The organism is Puniceicoccaceae bacterium, assembly GCA_040224245.1.
Classification (GTDB): domain Bacteria; phylum Verrucomicrobiota; class Verrucomicrobiia; order Opitutales; family JAFGAQ01; genus JAKSBQ01.
In genome coordinates this window covers 80,885-105,100 of the sequence record JBEGIR010000032.1, presented here as the reverse complement: position 1 = coordinate 105,100, position 24,216 = coordinate 80,885, and the positions used below count along the sequence as shown (strand labels likewise).

The window sequence follows — 24,216 nt, the reverse complement described above, 5'->3', positions numbered from 1 at the left end:
AGGCCTGTTCCCCGCGCAGGGACAGCATGAGTTCGATGCGCTCGGTCAACTGGGAATCGAGCTGGGCAAACGCGGATGCCTGCAGTAGTTCGGAGCGCACGTTGGCGCCAATGTCCGGTGACCAGTAGTTGAGTCCATCGGGACCGATCTGAGGTCCGGCGAGGATGCGCGAGTTATCGCTGACGTTGCGTCTTGAGATGTCGCGCCGTGGAAAGGGTTCGGCAAAATAATCCTGCACCATTTCGGCGTCGGTGTAGCGCAGGCCAACACCATAACTCAGGGTGCTGCGTTCGAACCAGTCGAGGTAGTCCAGTCCCTGTACGAGCTGGTCGAGAATGAACTGTTCGGTATCGATGGCGTAGCCGTAGGACGACAGTTTTTCCGTCTTCAAGGTATCCAGCAATGCCTTGTATTGCCAGTGGGTACCCCGACCTCCGGTCCAGTCCAGATCGAGAAATCCAACCCAGTTGGTTGCCTCTGAGTGATCGCGTTCGTCCGAAAGCACCTGATTGCCGCTCAATGGCGTGGTGAAAACCGTTCCTCCGCGTGCAAAATACTCGCGCGTGTAGCGGTAGCCTTCGTTGGGATTCTGACTCAGGCGGGCCAGCAACTCGTTGAGATCCGCCCGTGCCGCAAAACGGGGATCCACCTGACCTGTGCTGGGCAGGGGTTGGCCATAGGCACGTGCGCGGTCATCGGGGTCGGCGAGGTTGAGCATGGCATCGCGTGCGGCTGCGCTGATGGAACCACTTGCAACGGCAGCGTCTACCACGGCCGTGGGCACCACCAAAGCGTTGAAATCCTCGATTCCATTGTAGAATCCAAAGCCGTAAGGATAGGAGCTGAGGTCGCGATGGGCGGTGTTTTGAAAGCTCGCATCTACCATGTTCACGGGTTCGCCAATGATGTAGTTGCCGTTGTCAATCAGGTCCTGCGTCACACGGTTCCAGCCTGCATTTTCCGAGCTCTGGTAGTGGAAATACTCGAAGCCCGCAAACGCCGTGATGCCGGGGGTCAGGTCAGTCTTGATGGAGGCATAGGCCGATTCAAAATCATTGCGCAGACGATCATAGTAGCTGCCCTCCCGGTTGAAGGTGAGGGAGACCCGAAAGGCGGAGGGACGATTGCCCAGCATCACGGGACCCCCGTAGTCCAGCAGGGTGCGATACTGCTGGTGACTGCCAAGTGTGAACTCGATGGAACCGCGATGTTTGTCAAAGAACGGCTGCTTGGGGACGAGGTTGACAAATCCGCCCACATGCGTCGGAGAGATGTTGGGAGGCGTGGGTCCCTTCACAATGTCAAGGGCTTCGGATGAGCCGAAGGACAGCGGCATTTCGTTGAGATTGAAGCTGCGCACCATGCCGTTGAGCAGGGTGGCACCCTTGGCCCCGCGTAGAATGGGAGTGCCCGTGACGCCGTAGTGGTTGATCAATTGTGTGCCCGCCCCAAACTTTGAGAGTGAGCGCAGATCGTCAATCTGCAGCAAATCCATGTGCTCAGGCGTGAGCAGGGTCACTGAGCGCGGGATTTCAATGATGGTTTTATCGGTGTTGAAGAGTCCCGACACTGTGCGGGACTGGGGCTCGATGCCACCTGCGGCGTATGCAGTGCTCTCGCGAACGATGAAGGCTTCGAGTTCGGTGATGGGTCCCTCAGCCACAGCGGTGTCGAGTTGTGCGGCGGCAGGTTGCGTCGCGGCGTTCAGCAGGATGGCAAGGACAAACGTGTACAGGATGTCAGGTTTCATGAGTTGCATGCAAGATCCGGGACATGCTGCCACCAAAGCCCGGAAGTGTTGGGTGGGAAATGAAAGACTGCAACCGACAGGGTCGATTCAGTGCTCCACCTCGTTCAAACTGGAAGTTGCGAGCGTTGGGAAAAGTTCGAAAATATCAACCTTTTTGTCGATCACGCCGAGTTGGTGAAGGATATCGACATTGGACTGAACTTTGTCGGCCTCGAGTCGGCCTATATTGGCTGGGTGGTTGGGTTTGCCGTCCACGATTCCGTAGTCGAGCATGGACTGACGGATGAACTCCATCAACTCGGGTGTCATGCGTTCATTGCGCTGTGCGATGAGATCATGGGCGGGTGCGGGATCTTCATACAGGTATTCATGCCAGGCTTCCTGAGTGGCACGCACAAAGGCTTCCAGTGCCGGGCGTTTTGTCTCCCAGGTTTCGGCGTGCACGAGGATGCCGCGATAGGTGTCCAGTCCGCTTTCCCAGATGGGCAGCACATGCGGGTTAGCCCCCTTTTGGCGCACGAAGTAGGCCTCGTTCGTGACAAAGCACTGCATGATGAATTTCGGGTCGTTGAGGAAGTGGCTCAGACCAAAATTGTGTGGCATGCGGATGAGCTGGATGTCGTATTTGCTTTCGATGTAGTCAATCCAGGGAGCGCCCACATCGACCATCACGCGGCGTCCGTCCAGCTGACGGAAGTCTGTGATTGCATGTTCGGCGTGGGACAGGATGCCCTGAGGGTTGTGCTGCATCGTCACACCGATGAAGCGTACAGGCATACCGCGTGCGTGGGCGACGATGGCGTCGTCTGCGCGGATGTTCATGAGGTCGCAACGCTTGAGCAGCAGGCGCTTGGTGGGATCCGCATTGGGTCCTCCTTCGAGGATGGTCACGTCGAGTCCGTAGTCAGCATAGCGTCCAGTGGCCAGTGCCTGGTAAAATCCTGCATACTCAGGCTGTGCAAACCAGTCGGATTGAAAGACGAGGGAAATGCGCGGCGCCTCACCCGGTTTGCTCGGTGTGGCCTCGGGACGACGCTCGCAGGCATAGAGCAGCAGGGTTGCCGCAGCAAGGATGAGTCCGGGATGCAGATTGCACAACACACGTTTCATGGTACGCAAAGCCAATCCCGCAGTTGCATCAAGTCAAGTTCGGGTCACCTGCTCAGGTGGCGAAGTTGGGCTGACACGATGCGACTATGCGGATGGAGCGTCGCCCTCAAGGCGCTTGGACAGGGTGATGACTGCATCCTGCTGGTATCCGATGCGGTGGTAGAAGGCGATCACCTCTCGGTTGCTCTCGCGCACCATCAGATTGATTTTGGGGCATCCGCGTTTGCGCAGCAGTGTTTCGGCATGTTGCATCAGGTTCCGCGCGATGCCCTGTTGCTGGTGGGCGGGGGATACCGCGAGGTAGTAGATCCACCCACGGTGTCCATCGTAGCCGAGCATGCAGCTGCCGATCACGGTGCCATCCTGTTCCGCCACAAGCATTTCATCAGGATTTTCTGCGAGCTTTCGCTGCAGGTCTTTTCGAGGGTTGTTGCGGGAGATGGTCAGCTTGCAATCGGTCCAGAGCTGGATCAGTGCATCAGTGTCGTTCGAATGATAGGGTCGGATGGTCATGGGAGTCGTAGCGTGGGATCAAATCCAGATGAAATGCGTGTCTTCGATGGTTGTGGTTTCACATGGCACCACGCTCTTCACATTTCCAAGCGCAGTGGAATTTGAGAAATTTCCGAAGTATGGCAGTGGCTCCGATTCCCCTCCGTCCCCCTCATGCGCGGTTTGAGTTGGCAAAGGAATCGTGCCATTTGTGCAGCAGCCACCAGTTGAGTATCTGCACGGTAGTCACAATGATCAGACCCAGCAGACAGGCGGTGAGTCCAACGGCAAAGAGCTCGGGAATCAGTGTTTCTTTGTTATAGATAAAGACCAGCAGGCCCAGCCCGCCGCGCCCGGCTTGAAAGCTCCCCACAAAAAACTCACCAAATACCGCTCCGATTGGAATGAGCGTTGCGGCGATCTTGATGCCATTGATCATCTGCGGAAGTGCATGGGGCAGGCGAAGCAGGAAGAGGGTCTGAAGCGGTGAGGCGCGATACACTTTGAAGCAGTCGATCAGGTTGGGATCGGTGGAAATCAGTCCGAGTGTGGTATTGGCTACAATCGGGAAAAAACTGGTGATGAAGGTGATGGTGACAACCGAGGCGGCACCATAGTCGAACCACAGCACAATAATGGGAGCAAAAATAACCACTGGTGTCATCTGGATGAGCAGGATCCAAGGGTAGATGGCCTGGCGAACCAGGCGGGAAGCACTGAGTCCGATCGAGAGCAGCACACCGAGCACGACGGCGATGAGGAAGCCACTCAGGCCAAACTGCGCCGTGACAGCTGCGGATTGCAACAGGCGTGGCCCTTCATTGTAGAACGCCTTCATGACCTCGTGAAAGGGCGGTAGAAAGTAGGGGTTGATGTCAAACAGCGCGATTGCACCATACCAGATGGCGATCACGAGCAACCCGGAACTCAGTGGCAGCAACACTCGATTGACGAGCGGGTGGGAGTGGTTGGGTGGGTTCATGCTCCGTTTGAAACGATACCGCAGTTTTCGTTGCCTCCGCTGAAGGTGATTTGATTGCGGATGGAGTTTACGTAGTCGAGGTAGGCAGGTGTGGTTTGCAGTTCCAGCTTCCGTTCGCGCGGCAGTTGGATGGGGATGATTTCACCCAGTGTTCCCGGTGCGGGACTCATGATGCACACCCGATCTGCCATGAAAATTGCTTCGTGTACCGAGTGGGTGACCATCAACACACTCCAGCCCGATTTGCGCTGGAGGCTGAGCACCAGCTCATTCATCTGATTGCGGGTCATCGCATCAAGCGCCGCAAAGGGTTCATCCAGAAAGAGCAATTGTGGGTTGAGCGTGAGTGCTCTTGCCAGTGAAACCCGCATTTTCATTCCGCCCGAGAGTGCCTTGGGGAAGTAGTCGGAAAAGCCATCGAGCAGTACGTCTCTCATGGCCTGTTCACATCGCTCGCGCCGCTCGGCGACACTGCTTCCCCTCAGGCGCAGCGGCACCTCCACATTGCCCAGGGCAGTGCGCCAGGGAAGCAGGGTGGGGTCCTGAAAGATAAACGCCAGTTCGGGGACGTGATCCCCGGCCCACTGGATGTGTCCGTCGGTCGGGCGCAACAGCCCCGCGATGGATTTGAGCAAGGTCGATTTGCCGCAACCGCTCGGACCAATGATGGCGACAATCTCGCCCGCCTGCAGATCCAGATTTACCGCCTGAAATGCGGTGTTGCCCGTTTCCCGGAATTGCAGTCCCAGTTTCCGCACCTGCACCGTGGGTGGTGGAGAGATTGCGGATTCGGGTGGCAGGGTTGTGGTGCTCATTCGTTCGAAACATTGGAACCCTAAAACGGTTTCACTGCAACTCTTCTGCACACAGTCCCGGGAGGGAATCAAGAATATGGGTCGGGCCTTCAGCCCTTGGGTTGGGACTCCTGTGATTCCTGGGGCGCCGCCCCAGGCTGGTATGATCTCGCGCCGTTGGCGCTGGCGGCAACGAGTTTTCCAAGGGCGAAGCCTCGTTTCATACCAGCCTGGGCAGCAGGCCGAGGAGTGAAAATGTCGTGATAAAAGCGTGTCGATTGAATGGTATTGGCGTAATTGAACGGCGAGGATACCGGATGAGCGGCAGCATGTGTTTTCGAGGGGCGAAGCCTTGTTTCATACCAGCCTGGGCTGCAGGCCCAGGAGAAAAGGTGATCCCATCACGCGAGGGCTGAAAGCCCGACTCATGAACTCTCAACCGGCGGATTCCTTTGCCAGATTTTCCCTTTGGTGAACCAGGGAATAAACGCAGGGGATCAGGATGAGCGTGATCAGCGTGGACGCGGTGAGTCCACCAATGACGGCCCGGGCAAGTGGTGCCTGTGCATCCGCACCTTCGCCAATACCCAGTGCGAGTGGAAGCAAGCCCAGAATCGTGGTCAGTGTGGTCATCAGAATGGGCCTGAGGCGTCGGCGTCCTGATTCGGTCACGGCTTCTCTCGCTGGCATGCCGCGCGACTGTAACTTGCCTGCCTGATCCACAAGCAGGATGGCATTGTTCACGACGATACCGCCCAGCATGATGCAACCGATGGCGGATTGAAGATTGAAGGTGGTATCTGTTCCCATGAGGGCGATAATCACGCCAATGCCGGCCATGGGTGCTGACAACATCACAATCAGGGGATTGACCAAGGACTCATACTGACAGGCGAGCACCATGTAGACCAGCAGCAGCGAGAGCACGATGGCGATCAGGAGTTCGCCAAATGCTTTTTGCTGCTCTTCAAAGCTGCCAGTGATCAGGAAACTGTAGCCCTCGGGGCGTGGCAGAGAGTCGAGCATGGCCTGAACCCTTGCGGCGACGGTACCCGTGTCGGCATCCTCCACATTGACGTCGATGCTGACGTAGCGCTGCTGATCCTTACGCTGGATGCCCTGTGGTGCACGATTGCTCTCGTTGGAGACGAGATTGCGCAGCGCGACCTGTTCCCCAGAAGGAGTCGAAAGCGTGAGGTCGAGCACCTCATCCATGGTGAGTGATTCGGCGTTGGCCAGTTGAAGCACCATCTCGACGGCACGACCCTCGGTCTGAAAATTGCCCGCGCGCGATCCGGCAACTGCGGTTTGCAGTACATTGGAAACATCCCTTGGAGACAGCCCCAACGCTGCGATTTTGGCCCGGTCCAGGATTAATTCTTCCTGCGGAAGCCCTTCGTCAAAACTCTTATTCAGATAGCCCGTCCCCTCGATTTTTTCGAGTTCCTCATACACCTGGTTGGCGATATCCTCCAGGACCGATATTTCGTAGCCCCTCACCTCCACGCGAAACCCGTTTCCGTCAATATCTCCGAGCACGCGCTGCAGCACAAACTGTCCTTGCGGTGCCCATGTAAAAATTTCCATACCGGCGATTTGTCCGCGAAGTTTGAGTCGCAGGTCGGTTGCAATTTCTTCATTGGAGCGTGCTCTTTGTGCGGCGGGCACCAACGAAATGCGCGCATCGCCCCAGCCCTCGGCAACACTGGTAATGGAGGCAACTTTTTCGGGGACAGATTCTTCCACAATGCGTTCGATGCGCCTCATCGCCTCGTCGACAATTTCAAATCGTGTTCCCACCTCCATTTTGCCATAGATGCGCACTTCTCCTTCATCGCTGGGTGGGAGAAATTCCGTGCCAATGAAGCGGAAGAGGTAAATGCTCAGTGCAAAAAGCAGGGTGGCGAAGGCGGAAATTTTGATGCGATGATTCAGGGCGCCCGCCAGGAGGTTTTGATAACTTTGCTCGAGGTTTTGAAACCATTTCTCCGAAAAATCGACCAAACGCTGCAGGGATTTCCGGCGTTTTTGTGCACCGACTCCCTTGGGTTGGATGAGCTTTGAGGACAGCATGGGGACCAGACTGAGGGAGACCAGCAGTGAGCAGATGAGGGAGAATACGATCACGTAGGCCAAGTCCTTGAACAGCAATCCGGAGACTCCCTTGATGAAGACGACGGGCAGAAAAATGACGAGGGTGGTGATCGTGCTGGCAACAATGGCGGTGGCGACCTCCTGGGCACCCTCTGGCGCTGCCTGTTTCGGATCGAGTCCTTCCGAGTCGCGCTTGCGGAAGATATTTTCCAGCACAACGATGGAGCTGTCCACCATCATGCCCACTCCGAGCGCCAGTCCGCCGAGTGTCATCAGGTTGATGGTGAATCCTCCAAAATACAGCATGGCAAAGGTGGCAATGATGGAGATGGGTATGGCCGCTCCAATCACAGCGGTGATGCGCACATTTCTGAGGAAAAACAACAGTACCAGGATCGCCAGTCCCCCTCCATAGAACACCGACATCGCCACATTCTGGATCGAACGTTCGATGAAATTTCCCTGATTGATCACCGGGATCACGTTCAGCTGTGGGAAATCGCGGTTTACGGCCTCGATTTCGGCGAGCACGCCCTTCGCCACTTCTACGGTGTTGGCATCGGCCTGCTTGCGGATCGCCACGCGAATGCCCTTCACTCCGTTGATGCGGTCCACTCGCCAGGGGCGATCATAAGTATCGCGAACCTCGGCGATCTGACGGATCGTAACGACAGCACCATCATCGGCCTGGACCATGGTGTCGCGGATTTCTTCGAGACTCCGGTATTGGGCAGGTGTTCGCAAATTGATTTCGTATCGACCCGTTGCGATGCTTCCCGAAGGCAGGTCGAGATTCGCATTTCGCAGTGCAGTGAGGACCCGGTCAACGGGCACCTGGAGCGCCCGCAGGCGGTCTGGATCGAGGTCGATGCGAATTTCCCGGTCGAAGCCTCCCCACAGGTCCACTTGAGCCACCCCGGGAACCCGCGAGAAGCGATAGCGGATCTCGTGGTTGATCATGTCCGTCATTTCCACGGGATCCAGATCGCTGGAGATGCCCAGCAGCACGACCGGAAAGCTACCGATGTCAAACTTGCTCACTCGCGGACGATTGATGTCCTGCGGGAGTTCGTTGATTTCGTCTTCAATCTTGGTCTGAACTTCGATGGCCGCAGCGTCGAGATTGGTTCCCCAGGCGAAGGTCACCCTGATATTACTGAAACCCTGGTAGGTACTCGATGATATTTCGTCAACCCCTGGAACCGTTGCGATGATTTCCTCCAGAATCTGGGTGACCCGGGTTTCCACCACTTGGGGACTGGCTCCGGGGTAGCCAGTGCGCACCGAAACGGTTGGCAGCTCCACTGGTGGAAGCAGGTCAATTTTGAGCTGACGAAACGAAAAAACCCCCAGCACGACCACGATCAGGGTGATCATGGTCGTGAAGATCGGCCGGCGGACGCTGAATTGCGGTAAACTCATGGTTGGCTGATGGAGGGGATCGTGGTGTCCACAATGGAGATTTCAGAGCCGTCTTCGAGCAGGTGCTGACCCAGAATGACGACCTGTCCACTAAGTGATTCCGGTTGGATGGCGCAGCGTCCGTCGTCCAGAAAGAGCACTTCAACTGGCTTCCACGAAACGGTGTGAGTCTCAGGGTCAGCGATGAACACTCCGGTTTGATCCTTGCGCCGGGCCAGGGCAATCTCGGGAACAATCGTGGCAGATTCGAGGCGATCCAGCGTGATGCGCACGCGCACAAACATGCCGGGTTTCAGCCGGTAGTCCGGATTTTGCACGGAGAGTTCAACACGAGCCTGACGTGTGGATTCGCGAAAAACCGGAGAAACTCGGTCAACCGTGCCGTGGAATACCTCACCCTTGAACGCATCGGTCTCAAATGTGGCGGATTGTCCGGGTTGCATGAACACATAGTCTCGCTCGGTCACGTGAATGACGGCCTTGATGGGATCGATTTCGACGATGCGGAAGAGTGTTTGATTGGGAGATACCACATCCCCCACCTCTTGATAGCGTTCAGCGACGATGCGTTCCTTGCCCGAACCGGACCAGATGACTCTCACTTCGGTATAGCTTTTCTGGATGCGCGCCGACTGCAATACGGCCTGCTGGCGGCGCAGTTGTGCTTCGGCGACCTTGAGCTGTGCCTGGCGTGCAAGGTATTGGGCTTCGGCGGTTTCGTAGTCGGCTGCGGATACAAACTCCCGGTCACGCAGGGTGTTGAAGCGTTCGATTTCGCGTTTGGAAATCTCCCAAAGGCTCCGCGCCTCGACCAGATTTGCCTCCGCGACGGCGAGATTGGCTTCGGCCTGCAGCACTTGCTGCTGGATCTCGGTATCGTCGAGATTTGCAACCACTTGTGCAGGGGTCACCACATCTGAAAAATCAACGAGCATCTCGGTCAGTTGACCTCCGATTTTGGGTGCAACCCGGAACTCAGAGTGCGGCTCCAGAGTGCCACTGAGCACGCGGCGTCTTTCGATGGAGTCTTTTACAACCGGGGTTACTGCAACGGGCACAGGGCGGTCCGCATAGGATTCGTCTTCCCGAGAGTTGTCATCGGTCTGGATTCGTTTCCACACCCAAAATGTGATGGCACCCACGACGAATAACACCACCAGGATTTTCAAAAAATGCTTCATGTCTAAGTATTGCTCAGGGTAACGGGTTTACTGCACTCACAACGACTGAACCCATCACCTTATCGCACACCAAGAGATGATTTGCAGAAATTAGTAATGAAAAGCCTCCAGAAATGATTTGTGGCACTGCGGTTTCCTCGTAGCGGAAATTGTGATCATTCCGGATTTGGACCCAAAGCACGCGAGGACCGAAGCCACCCTATGCAAAATCAAGGGCTAATGCCCTTCATTTGCTTATACAGGGCAAACTCAGAAGGGAAAAGATCGAGGTGATCCTAAACGAGTGCGTTTCGATCCAAATTGAACCTGTTGCGGGAAAATCGATCAGAAGAGATAAACCGAAAAGAATCATGATACCTCCGCGCCTCTCCAAATGTGCCCTCATGCTTTGGGGGTTTACCACGCTTTCATGGTTGCTTTGGGCCGATGCCAATGAGCATTTGCCTCTGGGTGATCCAGATGGGGATGTGCGGGATTCGATTACATCCGAAATCGATATGCTCATGAAACCGCAGCTGGATGCGGTGCTCGATTGGCAGCCTGTGTTCAGGGAATTCAACACCGACCTTGAATTTCCGGTCGGTGGGGAAATTTACGAATTGAAACCGATGGTGATTCAGCCTCGCCTGACCTTTCAGCAACGAGTGGATCGTGATCTGCATGAGGACCCGATACGGTTCCTTACGCCAAAAGGATTGACCGAAGCGTATCTTGCAGATCTTCCTTCGTGGGATGTGGACTTTCTCAATCGGTTTACGCTCCCTTTCATTGGAATGTCACCTGCCACCCGAGCCGAAATGCGCGCCCGAAACATGCGTAACGCGAAACACCTCGAAACCGTGAGACTCATCCTGTCGGTCAAGCGGGAATTCCATCCGCAGGAGTACCATGAGCAATTGGAAATGTATCGCAAATCGATGCGTTGAGCGAGAAGCGGATTTTAATTTCAGTATCTGGGAGCACACCTCGGCCTTGACTCGATCATAGGCGATTCCACTCGGAAATCGCTGAACGAATTTTCGCCCAGGTGTAACCTTTCAAACAGCGAGGATCGGGATCAAGGTCAGCATCTTCAAACCACGATAGTGATTTTTCGACGGTCCAGAGGTTTGCCTTGGGGTACTTCTCTTGAAAGAATCCGAGCAATTGCGAGCGTTCAAAATGCTGCATGAGTTCAAAGAGATCCCAGAAGTCCTTTTTGCTGCCACGATTGGCAATGGCGTTGAGTTTCATGGCGGCGATGTCCTCGACCGAACACAGGCGAATACTGTCCTGTTCCAGGATGGGTGCAATCATTGCATAACGGTGCGCCATGAAGTCGATCTTGATGCCGTTGATCACACCCGAAACCGAATTGGATTCGATGGAAGTGTGAACCAGTTGAAAGTGTTCTGTTAGCGATAGACCCAGTTTCGATGGATCAAACGAATGATCACAGAATAAATCGATGTCGACGGATTGTCGATGTCCGTAATGCAAGGCCAAGGCTGTGCCTCCAACGAGAGTGAAGTCGCTCAAGTGAGGATCTTTCATCAGTTCCTGCAAGAGATTCCACAATGGTTCAGGGACGGCTTCGGTATGCAGGTTCATGAATCCCAGTGAAGGGGTTGTTGCCAGGCGCGAAAGGTATTACTGGGGATTTGGAACTGATTGGCAAAAAAGCTGAGGGTCTTGCGGTTCAATGCCGGAGCCTGAACCAGCGCATCGCGTACCCGTTGGGCGCCATAGTAAGACCAAGCTTGGCGGACTTCTTCCGAATCTCCACGGTCCATGATTCGACGAATCAGGAATGCCGCATGTTGGTCAGCATCGAGGGACGCTGGATCGACATCCCAAAGCAAATGGGACGGGAGTTTCGCGATAAATTCCTGTCCGGATTCCATGTGGAGGAATGTTATTCGAATCCGGTGGCAGTTCAAGGGGAATTCCTTTACCCAGGGAATCTCCGGGCTTGAGTTAATGGATGTGCATTTCAACTGTATATGGGTCGTACGGCTCTCCCATTTTGAAATAAGTGGGGTTGTTATTTCAAAAAGTTGACATAAATGAAATAAGATTGCGGATTATTTCACAAAATGAAACAGGCAGGACGTACAGCAACGGGTGAATGGAAGGCGATTGAAGAGGGAGGTTTTGCCTTTCACCCGGATCCGCTGCCTCCCAAGATCGAATGGGATGTCGCCTTGGTCTCTGCCCTTTCCCGGGCAGATATTGAGATCGGTAAATTGACGGGTGAGGCGAAACGATTGCCAAACCCGCATGTCTTGATCAGGCCCTATGCTCGGCGGGAGGCAGTGTATTCATCCAAAATTGAAGGCACTCAGGCAACATTGGGAGAAATTCTTGCGGTGGAAGCAGGGGCGAAAGTGGAACGCAGCCCGGATGACATACGGGAAGTGAACAACTATGTGCAGGCGCTTGAGTATGGTCTCGAACGGGTGCATGCACTGCCGATCTCGAAACGCCTGATTCTGGAGTTACATGAAATCCTGATGCAAGGCGTGCGGGGGGATCATGCGCATCCTGGCAAATTTCGAACGATTCAAAACTGGATCGGACCTCTTGGGTGTAGCATAAAAAACGCTTCCTTTGTGCCTCCGCCACCCCAACACTTGCAGGACTGTTTGAACGAATGGGAGCGCTATGTGCATGAAGGCGATTTGCCAGTTTTGCTGCATGCTGCCCTGATTCACTACCAGTTTGAGACCATTCACCCGTTTCTGGACGGAAATGGCCGTATAGGGCGTTTGTTGATCACCCTGCTGCTCATTGAGCGCGGCATCATGGACGGACCTTTTTTATACCTGAGTGCTTCCTTTGAAGCGAATCGGACTCAGTATTACCAGTGTTTGCGGGAGGTGAGTGAAAATGGGGACTGGAAGCAATGGTTCTTGTTTTTCCTCAATGCGGTGGAACATCAAGCCGGAGATGCGATGAAGCGCAGTCAGTTGATCAATGCACAGCTGGATGAGTGGAGGAACCAGCTGCACGGGAAACGACCTGTGATTTTGCCACGCATTCTGGATCTGATCGCGACCAATCCTTACCTCACGGCTCGCAAGGTACAGTCCGCTCTGGAAGTTGCATACAACACAGCTTCCAAAGCGATCCAAGTCCTTCAGAGTGAGGATATCCTGATTCCCGTGGATGATCGTCAGCGTGACCGCGTCTATGTGTCTTCGCGATTGTTGGAAATCCTGGAAGATCCACTTTGAAGCTCGATGTCGGTTTCCCGTTTGAGTCCGAGTCCGCGAAAAACCTCCAATGTCGCAGTCGATTGGTTGAGGGTGTAGAAATGGATTCCCTTCGCACCTTGATGGATCAGGTCGGCACACTGGGTAGTTGCATGATGAATGCCAACGTGACGAATACGGGATTCATCGCCATTTGTACGTGAGAGTGCTCGCAGCAACCTTGCCGGGATACGGCTTCCTCCGGCCAGTTCTGCCATGCGCTTTAACCCGTTCAGACTCGTCACAGGCATGATGCCAGCCAGAATTGGAACATCGATACCCGCGAGTTCGCAGCGACCCTGAAAATCATAAAAGTCTGCATTTTCAAAGAACAGCTGCGTGCAGATATAGTCCGCTCCCGCATCGACCTTGGCCTTGAGATGGTCCATTTCGCGTAAGCGATTGGGAGTTTCAGGGTGTCCTTCGGGAAACCCAGCAACACCAATCCCGAAATCATGCCCATGTCGTTCTGAAAATCGGCGGATAAACGCCACCAGATCGGCGGCATAAGGGAACTCTCCCGCAGCGGAAATGTGAGTCCCTTTGGGGAAATCACCGCGCAGTGCCAGTAGATTGTTCACCCCTGCTTCGGCATATTTCTCGAGAAGCACTTCGATGTCCTTTTGGGTATGACCGACGCAGGTAAGGTGCGGAATGGTGTTCAGGTTTGTCTCCTGTGCCAGCCGAAGAACGAGTCCGAGCGTCGCTTCACGAGTCGTTCCTCCTGCTCCATAGGTCACACTGACGAATGCAGGTTCGTAGGGTTGCAGCTCGGAGATGGTCTGATAGAGCGATGCGGCCGCCCGTTCCGATTTGGGTGGGAAAAACTCAAATGAAAATAGCGTGCCATTTGTCGAAAGGATATCGCGCATGTGCATCACTGGTATTGTTGCATTCATGATTTTAGAACTGGGATTCAAAAGCATTTACCAAGGCAGATTCGCGTAGCTTCCGGGCCGCATCCACCATGTGAGTCAACGATGGAATGACTTCTTTCCACTGCCGGGTTTTCAGACCACAATCCGGGTTTACCCAAAGTCGCTCGGAAGGAATACGGCTGGCAGCTTTTTCCATCAGGTTCACAATGGATTCAACAGTTGGAATATTGGGCGTGTGAATATCGTATACCCCCGGCCCAATTGCGTTTGGGTATTGGAAGTCGTCAAATACATCCAGCAATTCCATGTCAGAACGGGAGGTTTCGATGGTGATGACATCTGCGTCCATCGCAGCAATGGATGCGATGATGTCATTGAACTCGGAATAACACATGTGCGTGTGGATTTGAGTCTCGTCCGCCACCCCGTTTGCAGTAATGCGAAAGGACTCCACGGCCCAGTCGAGGTATTCCTGCCATTGGGATCGCCGCAGCGGCAATCCTTCACGCAGGGCAGCTTCGTCAATTTGCACAATCGCAATGCCGACTCTTTCAAGATCCAAGACCTCTTCGCGAATCGCAAGTGCAAGCTGTTTGCAGGTGGTTGATCTGGGTTGGTCGTCTCTGACAAAGGACCAGTTCAGCAGGGTGACGGGTCCCGTCAGCATGCCTTTCATCGGTTTTGAGGTGAGTGACTGTGCGTAGGTCATCCAATCCACGGTCATGGCTTTGGGCCGGGAGATGTCTCCAAATAGGATAGGAGGCTTCACACAGCGGGAACCGTAACTTTGCACCCAGCCAAATTCGGTGAATGCATAGCCGTTGAGTTGTTCCCCGAAATACTCAACCATGTCGTTGCGCTCAGGTTCTCCATGCACCAGAACATCCAGTCCCAAAGACTCCTGCGCCTTCACACACTGGGCAATCTCATGGCGCATGGCTTCGGTGTAAAGTGCTTCATCCAGCTTTCCTTTTTTATACTGACTGCGAACATTGCGAATGCTTTGGGTTTGCGGAAACGACCCAATCGTCGTCGTTGGAAAACGCGGAAGCTGGAGGCGTGCAGATTGTAACTCGGCGCGTATGGCATAGTGGCTCTTTCGCTGTCCGAGTTCCGGAGAGATGGTTTTGAGTGCTTCTTGAACTCCCGCCTGGTGAACCCGACTGGAGTTTCTGCGGGAATCCATTGCAGCTGCATTTTCCCGCAGCGCCTCACGAACGCTCTCACGGCCTTCATTCAAGGCTTTTCTGAGGATTTCCAGTTCGACGAGTTTTTGCTTCGCAAATGCCAACCAGGAACGGATTTCCGGGTCCAGCTTTTCTTCGGATTCCAAGTCTACCGGTACGTGGAGCAAGGAGCACGATGGAGCCAGCCAGAGGCGATCTTTGAGCCGTTTTGCCAACGGTTCCAAGCCATCGAGTATGGCGACCAGATCCGACTTCCAGACATTGCGTCCGTTGATGATGCCGAGCGAGACAATCCTGTCTTGGGGCAGGGAATCGATCAAGGTTTCCACTTCATCCCATGCATTTACGGCATCCAGATGCACCCCTGATACCGGTAATTGCGCAACCACAGTCAGGTTTTCCCGGAGTTGGCCAAAATAACAGGTCAGCAGAAGTTTGATGCGACAAGCGGAGAATTCTTGATACGCGGTTTGCAGGGCATCCACCCATGCTGCATCCAAATCCGTTACCAAAATCGGTTCATCGATCTGCACCCATTCGATGTTCTGCCGGGATAACGCTTCCAGCAATTCCTTGTAAGTATGGAGCAATTCCGGGAGCAGCTGCAGTTTATGGGAACCATCTTTCGATTTTCCAAGGGCAAGATAGGAAACAGGTCCCAGCAACACGGGTTTTGGCGTGTGACCCTGTTCTTGGGCCTCCTGGATTTGCTCCAGCAAACGCGAAGGATCGAGTTCAAAACGCGTTTTGGCCGTAAACTCAGGAACAATGTAGTGATAATTGGTATCCAGCCATTTTGTCATTTCACCTGCTGCCACCGCACCGCATCCGCATGATTCAGACTCTGCGATGGCAGTATTGGCAGAACGACCCCGCGCGACTCTGAAGGAGTTGTCCAATGCATCACCCGAAAATCCGCTCACCCGCTCGGGCAAATTCCCCAAGGTAAAGCTCATGTCCAGGACATGATCGTAAAACGAAAAATCCCCAACCGGAACAAAATCGAGCATGGACTGGTCTCGCCAGTGGCGGTGACGCAGCTCAGCTCCTGTCTGCTTCAAGTCTGCCAGCGTGGATTCGCCCTTCCAATAACGCTCCAGCGCAAATTTCAGTTCTCGTTTTGCTCCCATGCGTGGGTAGCCCAAGTTGTGGATCTTCACCATTTTGATGTTTTCTGGATTTTTACGGATTACGCATTCTATCCACTTGTATCCATGAAGTAAAATGGTATAAATTCACATATCCATGATTCTGGCTCATGGGAAAAGTTACGATGCAAATTCTCGAACGCATTCATCTCGAAATCATTCGCTCGGTTGAGAAGTATGGCTCTCTGACCGCCGCTGCTGAAAAGCTGCACCTCACCCAATCCGCTTTGAGTCATAGCATTCGCAAATTGGAGGATCAGCTTGGAGTCAGAATCTGGTACCGGGAGGGTCGCCGCCTGGTCCCAACTCAAGCGGGTGAATACTTGCTCACCGTGGCAAACCGCTTGCACCAACAGTTTACGCTGGCCGAGTCAAATCTGCTGCAGTTTGCGCGGGGCGAAAGGGGAACGCTGCGCATCGGGATGGAATGCCACCCCTGTTACCAATGGCTGCTGAAGATGGCCAAGCCCTACCTGGCGCAATGGCCCTCAGTTGATTTGGATGTAAAACAGGAATTTCAATTTGGTGGAATCGGAGCGTTGGTCGGGCACGAAATCGACTTGTTGGTCACTCCCGATCCCGTCTTTAAAGAAGAACTCAGTTTTGAGCCTGTTTTTGACTACGAACAAGTGTTGGTTGTGGCACGAAATCATCCTCTTCAAACACGTCCCTGCATCCAGCCCGAGGATCTCACCCAGGAGGTGCTCATCACCTATCCCGTCAGCATCGACCGCCTCGATATTTTCAACCAGTTTCTCACTCCCGCCGGAGTCGTTCCCAAGCGCCACAAAATTATCGAAACCACCGACATCATGCTTCAGATGATCGCCAGTGGTCGTGGCGTCGGAGCACTGCCGCGCTGGTTTGTGGAAGAAAGCATCCCAAAGTTCGACATCGTTCCCATCCGATTGGGTCACAGCGGTGTGGCCAAGCAGATCTTTTTGGGGATTCGGGCAGCCGATGCCGAGGTGGACTATATCAGCGCATTTCTGAAGCTCGCACGGACCTTGTGGAAAAACGAAGCGGGATCTTGAGTCCAACAGGTCGGGGTTTTGCAACTCCGATGGATTGGAGCGTTTTGAGTTCGGCATCTGCCGAGCGGTGTTTTTTCGAATCCTGGATTCAGGATCTCAAATAATCATTCGCATGGGACCCTTTTCCTTTAAGCCATGGACAGCGAATTGGCTTGGGGGTGTTCGGATCACCCGAAAGTTCAAAGCGGAAATAGTGTTCCGAAGTTTCGGGAATGCTTTATTTTTGTCCGGAATGGGAGTATCCTCTTACCGTTCAAGACTCCATCGTTGATCCTCATAAAAACGGAATTGATTGATTTCCCGACCTTCCTCCTGTGCTTGTGCACGATAGGCTTGTTCGACCATGCACATGGATCGGACCCCTTGACCAGCGCATATTCCGAAACCAGCCCCACATACGAGCGCAGGCTTTTACCGTCGGGGCGATATGAGCGGGAAACCTATGCGTTTGCAAAAGGAGTGTGCTTGGACAACTCTGGTCGCGATGAATCGTTGACCCGACTGTCGTTTCTCGAGATTGGCAATGTGCTCGCTGAAGCGCTGTGGGAGGCGGATTACGCTCCAACTCCCAGTGTAGAGGCAACCGATCTGCTCATCGTGGTGCACTGGGGAAAAACGACCCCGTTTCGGCATGCAACCTCAAACATGGGTGTCGAGAACGTTGTGAACGCATTCGATGGAATGTCGTTGGCGACCGGTGATGGCAGTGTTGAAGACGAAAGTGGAGAATTGCAGGATTCATCTGCAGAGCTTTCGGCGGCTGCGTTTGATCCGGGGCGAATGGAAGTGGGGCTAGTGTTGCAGCAAATGGTTGACGATGACCGTCGACAGGTGATTTGGAACCACGCCCAACTGTTGGGTTATCAAGACGCAGTGATGCGGGCATGGAATCTCACGCAGTATGACTACCGATTCAGGGACTCCAATCTGGACGTCGTGAGGGAAATCGAAGCTCCCCGCTATTTTGTGATCCTTCAGGCATACGATTTCCAGAAAATATGGAAAGCGAAGGAAAAAAAAATGCTTTGGACGACCCGATTCAGCATTCGCGCGAACCGGAGGAATTTTGATGAAGAACTCCGATCCATGGCACTCGCAGCGAGCAGAGTCATCGGTTCGGACTCAAAATCTCTCAGAAGGGGATTGCTGAAATCCAGAGTTGAGTTCGGTGATCTGGAATACCTGGGAGTGCAAGAACGCACGGATTGAAAGCGCTTATCGATGGGGCTGAAAATCGAGGTGCATGTGGCAAATGCTCAAACGTTTTCCCTTTGACCCAGTTTTCCCTTTCGGTTGCTTGGGTCTGCTGGATAAAGTCACTCAGCGCTTCCGTGTCGAGTGCCAGCCGGCGGTCTAAGTCCTCAGGAACTCTTTCTAGAAACTCCAAGCCAAAGCACAGGTTCTGCACCAGATGCTCTTCGAGCACGATTTCGTTGTGAATGGACGTATTTTTTGCGCTCATTTCTTTCGACCAAAACCCGATCAACAAACTTCAAGTTTCATTACTTACTAAGCTTTGAAACAATTTTCTTTGGCGACACGACTGCAATCGGACTTTGCCTGAAACCTTTGGCATCGCGTGTGACCACATAATCGGAAAAACCTGCCACAGCAGACGAAATCTGGAGGGCATCCTCATAGTCGAAAGCATTGTAAGCAAACGCGCGCTGCGCTTCTTTGCTCCCTGTTGCAGGAATTGAGAAGACTTTCAGCAGTTCCTGGATCATCTCATCCGCTGCTGCTTTTCCGAACTTCTTTGTGCAGAGATAGCTCAGAATCGAGAGTGAATGCCAGGCGCAAAGATTCGTGGCAGCGATCTTCTGAGTTTGCTTCAGCAACTTGACCGCATCTGCATGTCCAGGTCTCGCTTGATCGACCAGATCAACCAGCACATTCGCATCCCAGAAAATCTTCACGCAAATTTTTCTTCGAGGTGCTGGTGGTAGTCCGTTTCGTCCAGTGCTTGCGCTTCTGCCGGATGCCGCTCTATCCAGCCAAGAATACCATCGATCGACGGTCGCTCCGAGATACCCTCTGCCTTTGCCTGCATCTGTCGAAAAGCTTCTGCTGAGAGCACCACCGCGACCGTGCGTCCTTTCTTCGAGATCTCAACCGGTGCCTTCTGCGTGGCCTCGAGCAGTTCGCCAAAATTGTTTTTCGCGTTTGTTGCAGTGATGACTGTCATGGCTGTCAAAATAGCCATTTTAGCTATTTGTTCAAGGGGGAAATCTACCCTACGCCTCCATTTTGGAAATAGCCAACACTCTACATGATTGGCAATCCCGGGGTCTGGAGGATCGGATTCAGGAGTTACGCGCCTGGTCCCCCGATGGGTTCGACAATATGCCTTTGGTCAAATCCAGCGATCAGCGGTTTCCCTTTCATCATGGCTTCCTGAACTGCTGGCAACGTCATCGAGTTCTGATGACTCTCCTGTCTTTCCACGCCTCGGAGATGCGGTAGAGTCTTTCGGGATAATCCTATGGGGATGTGTCTTTCGTAGGGCCTGCGTTTATCGCAGGCCGTTTGGGTGTTCGGACGCTGGGTGCTCCGAAGCACCCATCCTCTCCTACTTGAATCCAAGTAAGGGAACGGGTGGCGATGGAGGTCGATTTTGGTAGATTTTCAGGAGGTTTTTGAAGAAACATTCGAAAGCCTATCCTCCAACCCAGTTCTCCAATGCGCCCTTCGGATCGAGATATGCCTCGGATGTTTTGTCCCTTCCCTCCACCTTCGGAAGATGCTGCTTCAACCGCTCGACGGTGGATTGAGGCATACTATGCTTATTGGAATCGATGCAAAACCGCAATGGTTGACTGGGAACCCGAAACTCTCACGATCTTTTATGAAGAAACCTAAAATAAAGCATGTGCTCACAGCCGCAGTGGTTGTGTGTTTTGGGATCCTTCTGATCTCGGAACGTGATGCTGCAAAAGCGGGATTTCAGCAGGGATACGAATACATCAGCCAGTCGCTGGCGCGTTAGGGATCCAGGTGGATTTGCTAATACCTAAATCCAAGTAAGGCAACGGGTGGCGATGGGTTTGGGGTATGATACAGTTGGTTCGAGTTTTTGATGGATGCATTGATGCTCACCCTCCAGTCTTTTGTTCTCCAATGTCCACCTCCGATACTGCAATGCATATGCCATGCTTGTGCCCGTTCCGCGCATTCAGGAATCCGGCGAATGCAATTTGGACTCAACGGTTCAATGACTGGAGTGCGATGCCATCGCACCCTCATTCCTTTTTCGTGAACCCAATCTGAAAAGCTATGCAATTACCCAAACTCCCGAAACGGGTCTGCCCGATCCGATCTGTGTTCCTCCTCCTGCTGGTCGCGCTGTTGACACCGCTTCACGCCGCCCCTTGGCCGCCAAAACTGGACGGCATTGAGGGGGATCCGGCTGTCGTCTATGGTCAACTCGAAAACGGCGTGCGCTGGGCCTACCTTCCGAATGCGCATCCGGAGGATCAGCTCAGTCTGCGCCTGCTGGTGGAGGCGGGGTCGTTCATGGAGGAAGATGACGAGTTGGGCATGGCGCACTTTCTCGAACACATGGCGTTCAATGGTACGCAACACTTTCCCGCAGAAGGGCAGGCGATTGAGACGTTTCAGCGCCATGGACTCGCCTTTGGTCAGCAATTGAACGCGATGACGGGCTTCCTTCAGACCGTGTATCAAGTGGATCTGCCGCATCTGGAGACCGCCCTGCTGGATGATGCCTTCCGCTTTCTGCAGGATCAGGCACATGGACAAGTCTTCGATGAGGCGGAGATCGAAAAGGAGCGCGGCGTGATCCTTGAGGAGATGCGCACACGCAACTCTCCGCACTATCGCGCCTATTTTTCGAATTTGGGTTTCCTGCTTGGCGAGGGGCGCTTCGCGAACCGCTCACCCCTTGGCACTGAAGCGACGGTGAAGTCGTTTCAAAAACAGGATTTTGAAGAGTTCTATCAGAAATGGTACACCGCCGACCGAATGGTGGTGCTCGGAGTGGGGGCCTTGAGCGCGGAGGATTTTGAGGCGCGGGTGAAGGCGCATTTTGCGGAAATTCCGGCGAATAGCGAACCTCTGCCGAATCCGACGGACACCATCCGACCTCCCTCTGCCAATGCGGTGCACTTTTCCGATACTCCCGGTTCCGAGCACATGCTCGTGCAGCTGGCAAGTCTGCTGCCAGTGGGAAATGAACCGATGACCGCAGAGAAGATGCGCGAGAACACGCTCAACTTCATGTCCACAGTTTTCCTCGCGATCCATTTCAATCTGCAAGTGGCTGGTGGCAATGCTCCGTTTTTGCAGGCGATCAATGACATGCAGGAGGAAGCAGGGTTGTTTCGCCTGATGCGCCTGATCCTGGTGACCCAACCCAATCTGACGATGGAGGCTCTCGATCAGTTGGCCAAGAGCGTTGGTGATTTAACCACAAACGGGTTTGACGAAGAGCAGGCCAATCAGTTGAAGGCGATGCTGCTCGCCAACATGGACGGCATCGTGCAGCAGGCGGCGACGCGGCAAAACGCACAACTGGCACAGGCGATGGTGGGTGCATTTTCCACGCGTGGCATGGTGTTCATGCATCCGGCGCAGGAACAGGAACTGCTCAAGCAATGGTTTGCGGAGTGGGATGGCAAGCAGATTGGGGAGGCGCTTAGGGTCGCCCTCGAACCCGAGCGAGCTGCGATTCTGCTTGAGGGAAAACTGGCACAAGTGGAGCTGGACAAGGACGAAGTAGTTGCGGCGTATCAGCGCGGCCTCGCGACCCGGAGTGAAGGCAAGCAGAAGAAGGAAAAGCTGGAGTGGGCCTATGCGGATTTTGGAGAACCCGGGGAGATTGTATCGCAGGAGTTGGATCCCGAACTGAACATCACCCGGATTGCTTTTGCCAATGGGGTGCGGGTGAACCTCAAGGAACTGCCGACGCATCAGAATCTCATCAACATCAGCCTGCGCGTGGGCGAGGGCCTTGCCAGCATTACGGATCAGGACCGTCGCCTCGCACTTGCGGCTCCCTCCCACTTGCGGTTTGGTGGACTGGGCCAACACTCGCTGGAAGAGATCCAGCAGCTCACGTTGGCGAAACAGTTTGGCATCGGAGGAATAAACGTTGGCAACCTGGCGCTTGAACTGCATGCAGGCGGCTTGCGCAACGATTTCCCGATGCTACTCGAGCTGCTGGCTGCTCACCTCATTGATCCTGGCTTCCGAGCCTCCGCCCACGCGATTTATCAACAGGCCATTCAGGCACAGTGGAAGGACGAACCCAGCAATCCGATGGAAGTGTACCAAATGCATGTGCAGCCTTTTCTTTTTGCGAACGACTGGCGTTCCCGCCAGCTGAGCAAGGCGGAGATGCTGTCAGCTGAAGTGCCGACCACGACTGCCTGGCTGCTGCCCCAGCTGCGCGAGGGCTACCTCGAGATTGGAGTCGCGGGTGATTTCGAAACCGAGAAATTGTTGCCCGAGCTGGCGCGCACCTTTGGGGCCTTGCCAGTGCGCAGCACGGTTGTTCCGGTTATGGAAGCAGAGGATTCCCCGCAGTTGATTAAGCCAACTCGCGAGGTCTTCCGCTACGACGGACCCGACCCGAAGGCGGCCCTGGTGCTGACGCTGCCAGTCTGCAGCGGAGTATCGTGGCAGGAGGCAACACAGGTGGAAGTGCTGGCAGCTCTGGTGCAGGATGCATTGAACCAGGAAATCCGCGAAGCCATGGGCGGAACCTATGGGGTCAGTTGCCAGGCATCCTGTGGTTGGGATTCCACTGCAGACGGTCAGCTCACCATCCAGATGGAGTGCGACCCGGAGCGGGTGGATGCCTTTGAGGTCAAAGCGATGGAGGTGCTCACGAATCTCGCCAACGACGGTATTTCCAAGGATCAGCTCAAGCGCGCGCTTCGTCCGCTCATCCATCAGGAAAAGGAATCCCTGAAGGATCCCGGACACTGGAACGGATGGGTGCTCACGCGCAGTCAGGGCACCCCCTGGTTCAACGAGCGCATGCTCGGACGGCTTGAGGTACTGGAGTCCACGGAACTCGAGCACCTGCAGGCGCTGGCCTCGCGTTACCTCCAGGCGGATCGTGCCGTGATTGCCCAGATCCTGCCCAATGAGATTTGATTGATCCGTAGGGCCTGCGTTTATCGCAGGCCGTTTGGGTGTTCGGACGTTGGGGCGGCCTCCGGCAAGCGGAGGCCCTACGAGAGAGGGAAGAGGGCGGACTCCGGCCCTTCGGCCAACTCAGGGTGGTGAGCTTGTCGACACCAAGAGTGGAGCCTCTACGGATGGGAAGGCGGATTCACAGGGTCTTTCCGGCTGTGGGTCGAGTGTCTTTCGTAGGGCCTGCGTTTATCGCAGGCCGCTTGGGTGTTCGGACGTTGGGGCGGCCTCCGGCAAGCGGAGGCCCTACGAGAGAGGGAAGTGGGCGGACTCCGGCCCTTCGGCCAACTCAGGGTGGTGAGCTTGTCGACACCACAAGCGGAGGCCCTACGGGGAGGCAAGCCGCGCGTGGGGTTCTTGGGTCTGGGATGGTATGAGCAGAGGATTGACGCAGGTAGATGATGCTTTCAACATCAAGTTCTCATGTCCTCCAGACCTCTTCCTCAACGAAAGACAGAACGGCTTCGCATTGCACGAATTTCTCGATCTGGGCAGTGTTATTTCATTACGTTCTGCACGTCCCAGCGTCGAAGCCTCCTGAACACGCCGGAAGCATTTGATGCTTGTATCCAAGCTGCCGATGCAATCACAAAGTCCCTCAACTGGAATTTGAAGATGCAGACGGTAATGCCAGACCATATCCATCAGTTGTTCACACTGGGTGACTCCCTTTTACTCAGGCAATTAGTCGGAAAATACAAAACGCTTCTGAAACGAGAGATGGGGATAACTTTTCCTTTGTGGCAGGAGAA

General features: G+C 54.3%; 19 protein-coding genes. 6 read left to right on the top strand and 13 right to left on the bottom strand.

The window, feature by feature from the left end; translation table 11 throughout:
• The 7 genes from ABQ298_05930 to ABQ298_05900 all read right to left on the bottom strand — a co-directional run.
• A partial coding sequence (locus tag ABQ298_05930) for a hypothetical protein (GenBank protein MEQ9823904.1) occupies positions 1-1,750 on the bottom strand: 1,750 nt, incomplete at its 3' end.
• Positions 1,751-1,837: 87 nt separating this feature from the next.
• Positions 1,838-2,860, bottom strand: a complete 1,023-nt coding sequence (locus ABQ298_05925; protein MEQ9823903.1) for an ABC transporter substrate-binding protein — start codon at positions 2,858-2,860, stop codon at positions 1,838-1,840.
• Between the two features lie 84 nt (positions 2,861-2,944).
• Positions 2,945-3,373: a GNAT family acetyltransferase gene (locus tag ABQ298_05920; protein MEQ9823902.1), complete on the bottom strand. Its 429-nt coding sequence runs from the start codon at positions 3,371-3,373 to the stop codon at positions 2,945-2,947.
• 151 nt (positions 3,374-3,524) lie between these two features.
• On the bottom strand, positions 3,525-4,334 hold the full coding sequence (locus tag ABQ298_05915; GenBank protein ID MEQ9823901.1) for an ABC transporter permease: 810 nt from the start codon (positions 4,332-4,334) through the stop codon (positions 3,525-3,527).
• Complete coding sequence (locus tag ABQ298_05910; GenBank protein MEQ9823900.1) at positions 4,331-5,149, bottom strand: ABC transporter ATP-binding protein; 819 nt, start codon at positions 5,147-5,149, stop codon at positions 4,331-4,333. The genes ABQ298_05915 and ABQ298_05910 overlap by 4 nt, the downstream gene beginning before the upstream one ends.
• Before the next feature lie 414 nt (positions 5,150-5,563).
• Positions 5,564-8,644, bottom strand: a complete 3,081-nt coding sequence (locus ABQ298_05905) for an efflux RND transporter permease subunit (protein MEQ9823899.1) — start codon at positions 8,642-8,644, stop codon at positions 5,564-5,566.
• Complete coding sequence (locus ABQ298_05900; protein ID MEQ9823898.1) at positions 8,641-9,825, bottom strand: efflux RND transporter periplasmic adaptor subunit; 1,185 nt, start codon at positions 9,823-9,825, stop codon at positions 8,641-8,643. Before ABQ298_05900 ends, ABQ298_05905 begins: the two co-directional genes overlap by 4 nt.
• Positions 9,826-10,175: 350 nt before the next feature.
• Here ABQ298_05900 and ABQ298_05895 point away from each other — a divergent pair, with 350 nt between their 5' ends.
• A complete protein-coding gene (locus ABQ298_05895) occupies positions 10,176-10,751 on the top strand; it encodes a hypothetical protein (protein ID MEQ9823897.1) in 576 nt (191 codons plus the stop codon).
• Positions 10,752-10,806: 55 nt separating this feature from the next.
• Here the strand turns inward: ABQ298_05895 and ABQ298_05890 are convergent, their stop codons facing one another.
• Positions 10,807-11,415: a nucleotidyl transferase AbiEii/AbiGii toxin family protein gene (locus tag ABQ298_05890; GenBank protein MEQ9823896.1), complete on the bottom strand. Its 609-nt coding sequence runs from the start codon at positions 11,413-11,415 to the stop codon at positions 10,807-10,809.
• Positions 11,412-11,708, bottom strand: coding sequence for a hypothetical protein (locus ABQ298_05885; GenBank protein MEQ9823895.1), 297 nt, complete (start codon positions 11,706-11,708; stop codon positions 11,412-11,414). Before ABQ298_05885 ends, ABQ298_05890 begins: the two co-directional genes overlap by 4 nt.
• A 192-nt stretch (positions 11,709-11,900) precedes the next feature.
• Here ABQ298_05885 and ABQ298_05880 point away from each other — a divergent pair, with 192 nt between their 5' ends.
• Positions 11,901-13,040 (top strand): Fic family protein, encoded by a 1,140-nt coding sequence (locus ABQ298_05880; protein ID MEQ9823894.1) that lies wholly within the window; start codon positions 11,901-11,903, stop codon positions 13,038-13,040.
• Here ABQ298_05880 and metF read toward each other — a convergent pair.
• Together metF and metE are read right to left on the bottom strand one after the other, a co-directional pair.
• Positions 12,995-13,957, bottom strand: coding sequence for a methylenetetrahydrofolate reductase [NAD(P)H] (gene metF / locus ABQ298_05875; GenBank protein MEQ9823893.1), 963 nt, complete (start codon positions 13,955-13,957; stop codon positions 12,995-12,997). The two genes, ABQ298_05880 and metF, sit on opposite strands and share 46 nt — an antisense overlap.
• A gap of 4 nt (positions 13,958-13,961) precedes the next feature.
• Positions 13,962-16,286, bottom strand: a complete 2,325-nt coding sequence (gene metE, locus ABQ298_05870) for a 5-methyltetrahydropteroyltriglutamate--homocysteine S-methyltransferase (GenBank protein ID MEQ9823892.1) — start codon at positions 16,284-16,286, stop codon at positions 13,962-13,964.
• A gap of 95 nt (positions 16,287-16,381) precedes the next feature.
• On the opposite strand from metE, the gene ABQ298_05865 reads away from it, so the two are divergent.
• Positions 16,382-17,305, top strand: coding sequence for a LysR family transcriptional regulator (locus ABQ298_05865; GenBank protein MEQ9823891.1), 924 nt, complete (start codon positions 16,382-16,384; stop codon positions 17,303-17,305).
• A 363-nt stretch (positions 17,306-17,668) separates the two neighbouring features.
• The gene (locus ABQ298_05860; GenBank protein MEQ9823890.1) at positions 17,669-18,514 is read left to right on the top strand and encodes a hypothetical protein; all 846 of its coding nucleotides are present in this window, start codon (positions 17,669-17,671) and stop codon (positions 18,512-18,514) included.
• A gap of 293 nt (positions 18,515-18,807) precedes the next feature.
• On the opposite strand, the gene ABQ298_05855 is transcribed toward ABQ298_05860, so the two are convergent.
• Entirely contained in the window at positions 18,808-19,221 is a 414-nt protein-coding gene (locus tag ABQ298_05855; protein ID MEQ9823889.1) for a PIN domain-containing protein, read from the bottom strand.
• Positions 19,218-19,508: a type II toxin-antitoxin system Phd/YefM family antitoxin gene (locus tag ABQ298_05850; protein ID MEQ9823888.1), complete on the bottom strand. Its 291-nt coding sequence runs from the start codon at positions 19,506-19,508 to the stop codon at positions 19,218-19,220. The genes ABQ298_05855 and ABQ298_05850 overlap by 4 nt, the downstream gene beginning before the upstream one ends.
• 642 nt (positions 19,509-20,150) lie before the next feature.
• On the opposite strand from ABQ298_05850, the gene ABQ298_05845 reads away from it, so the two are divergent.
• Positions 20,151-20,291: a hypothetical protein gene (locus tag ABQ298_05845; protein MEQ9823887.1), complete on the top strand. Its 141-nt coding sequence runs from the start codon at positions 20,151-20,153 to the stop codon at positions 20,289-20,291.
• 332 nt (positions 20,292-20,623) lie between these two features.
• The gene (locus tag ABQ298_05840) at positions 20,624-23,425 is read left to right on the top strand and encodes an insulinase family protein (GenBank protein ID MEQ9823886.1); all 2,802 of its coding nucleotides are present in this window, start codon (positions 20,624-20,626) and stop codon (positions 23,423-23,425) included.
• The last annotated feature ends 791 nt before the right edge of the window (positions 23,426-24,216 follow it).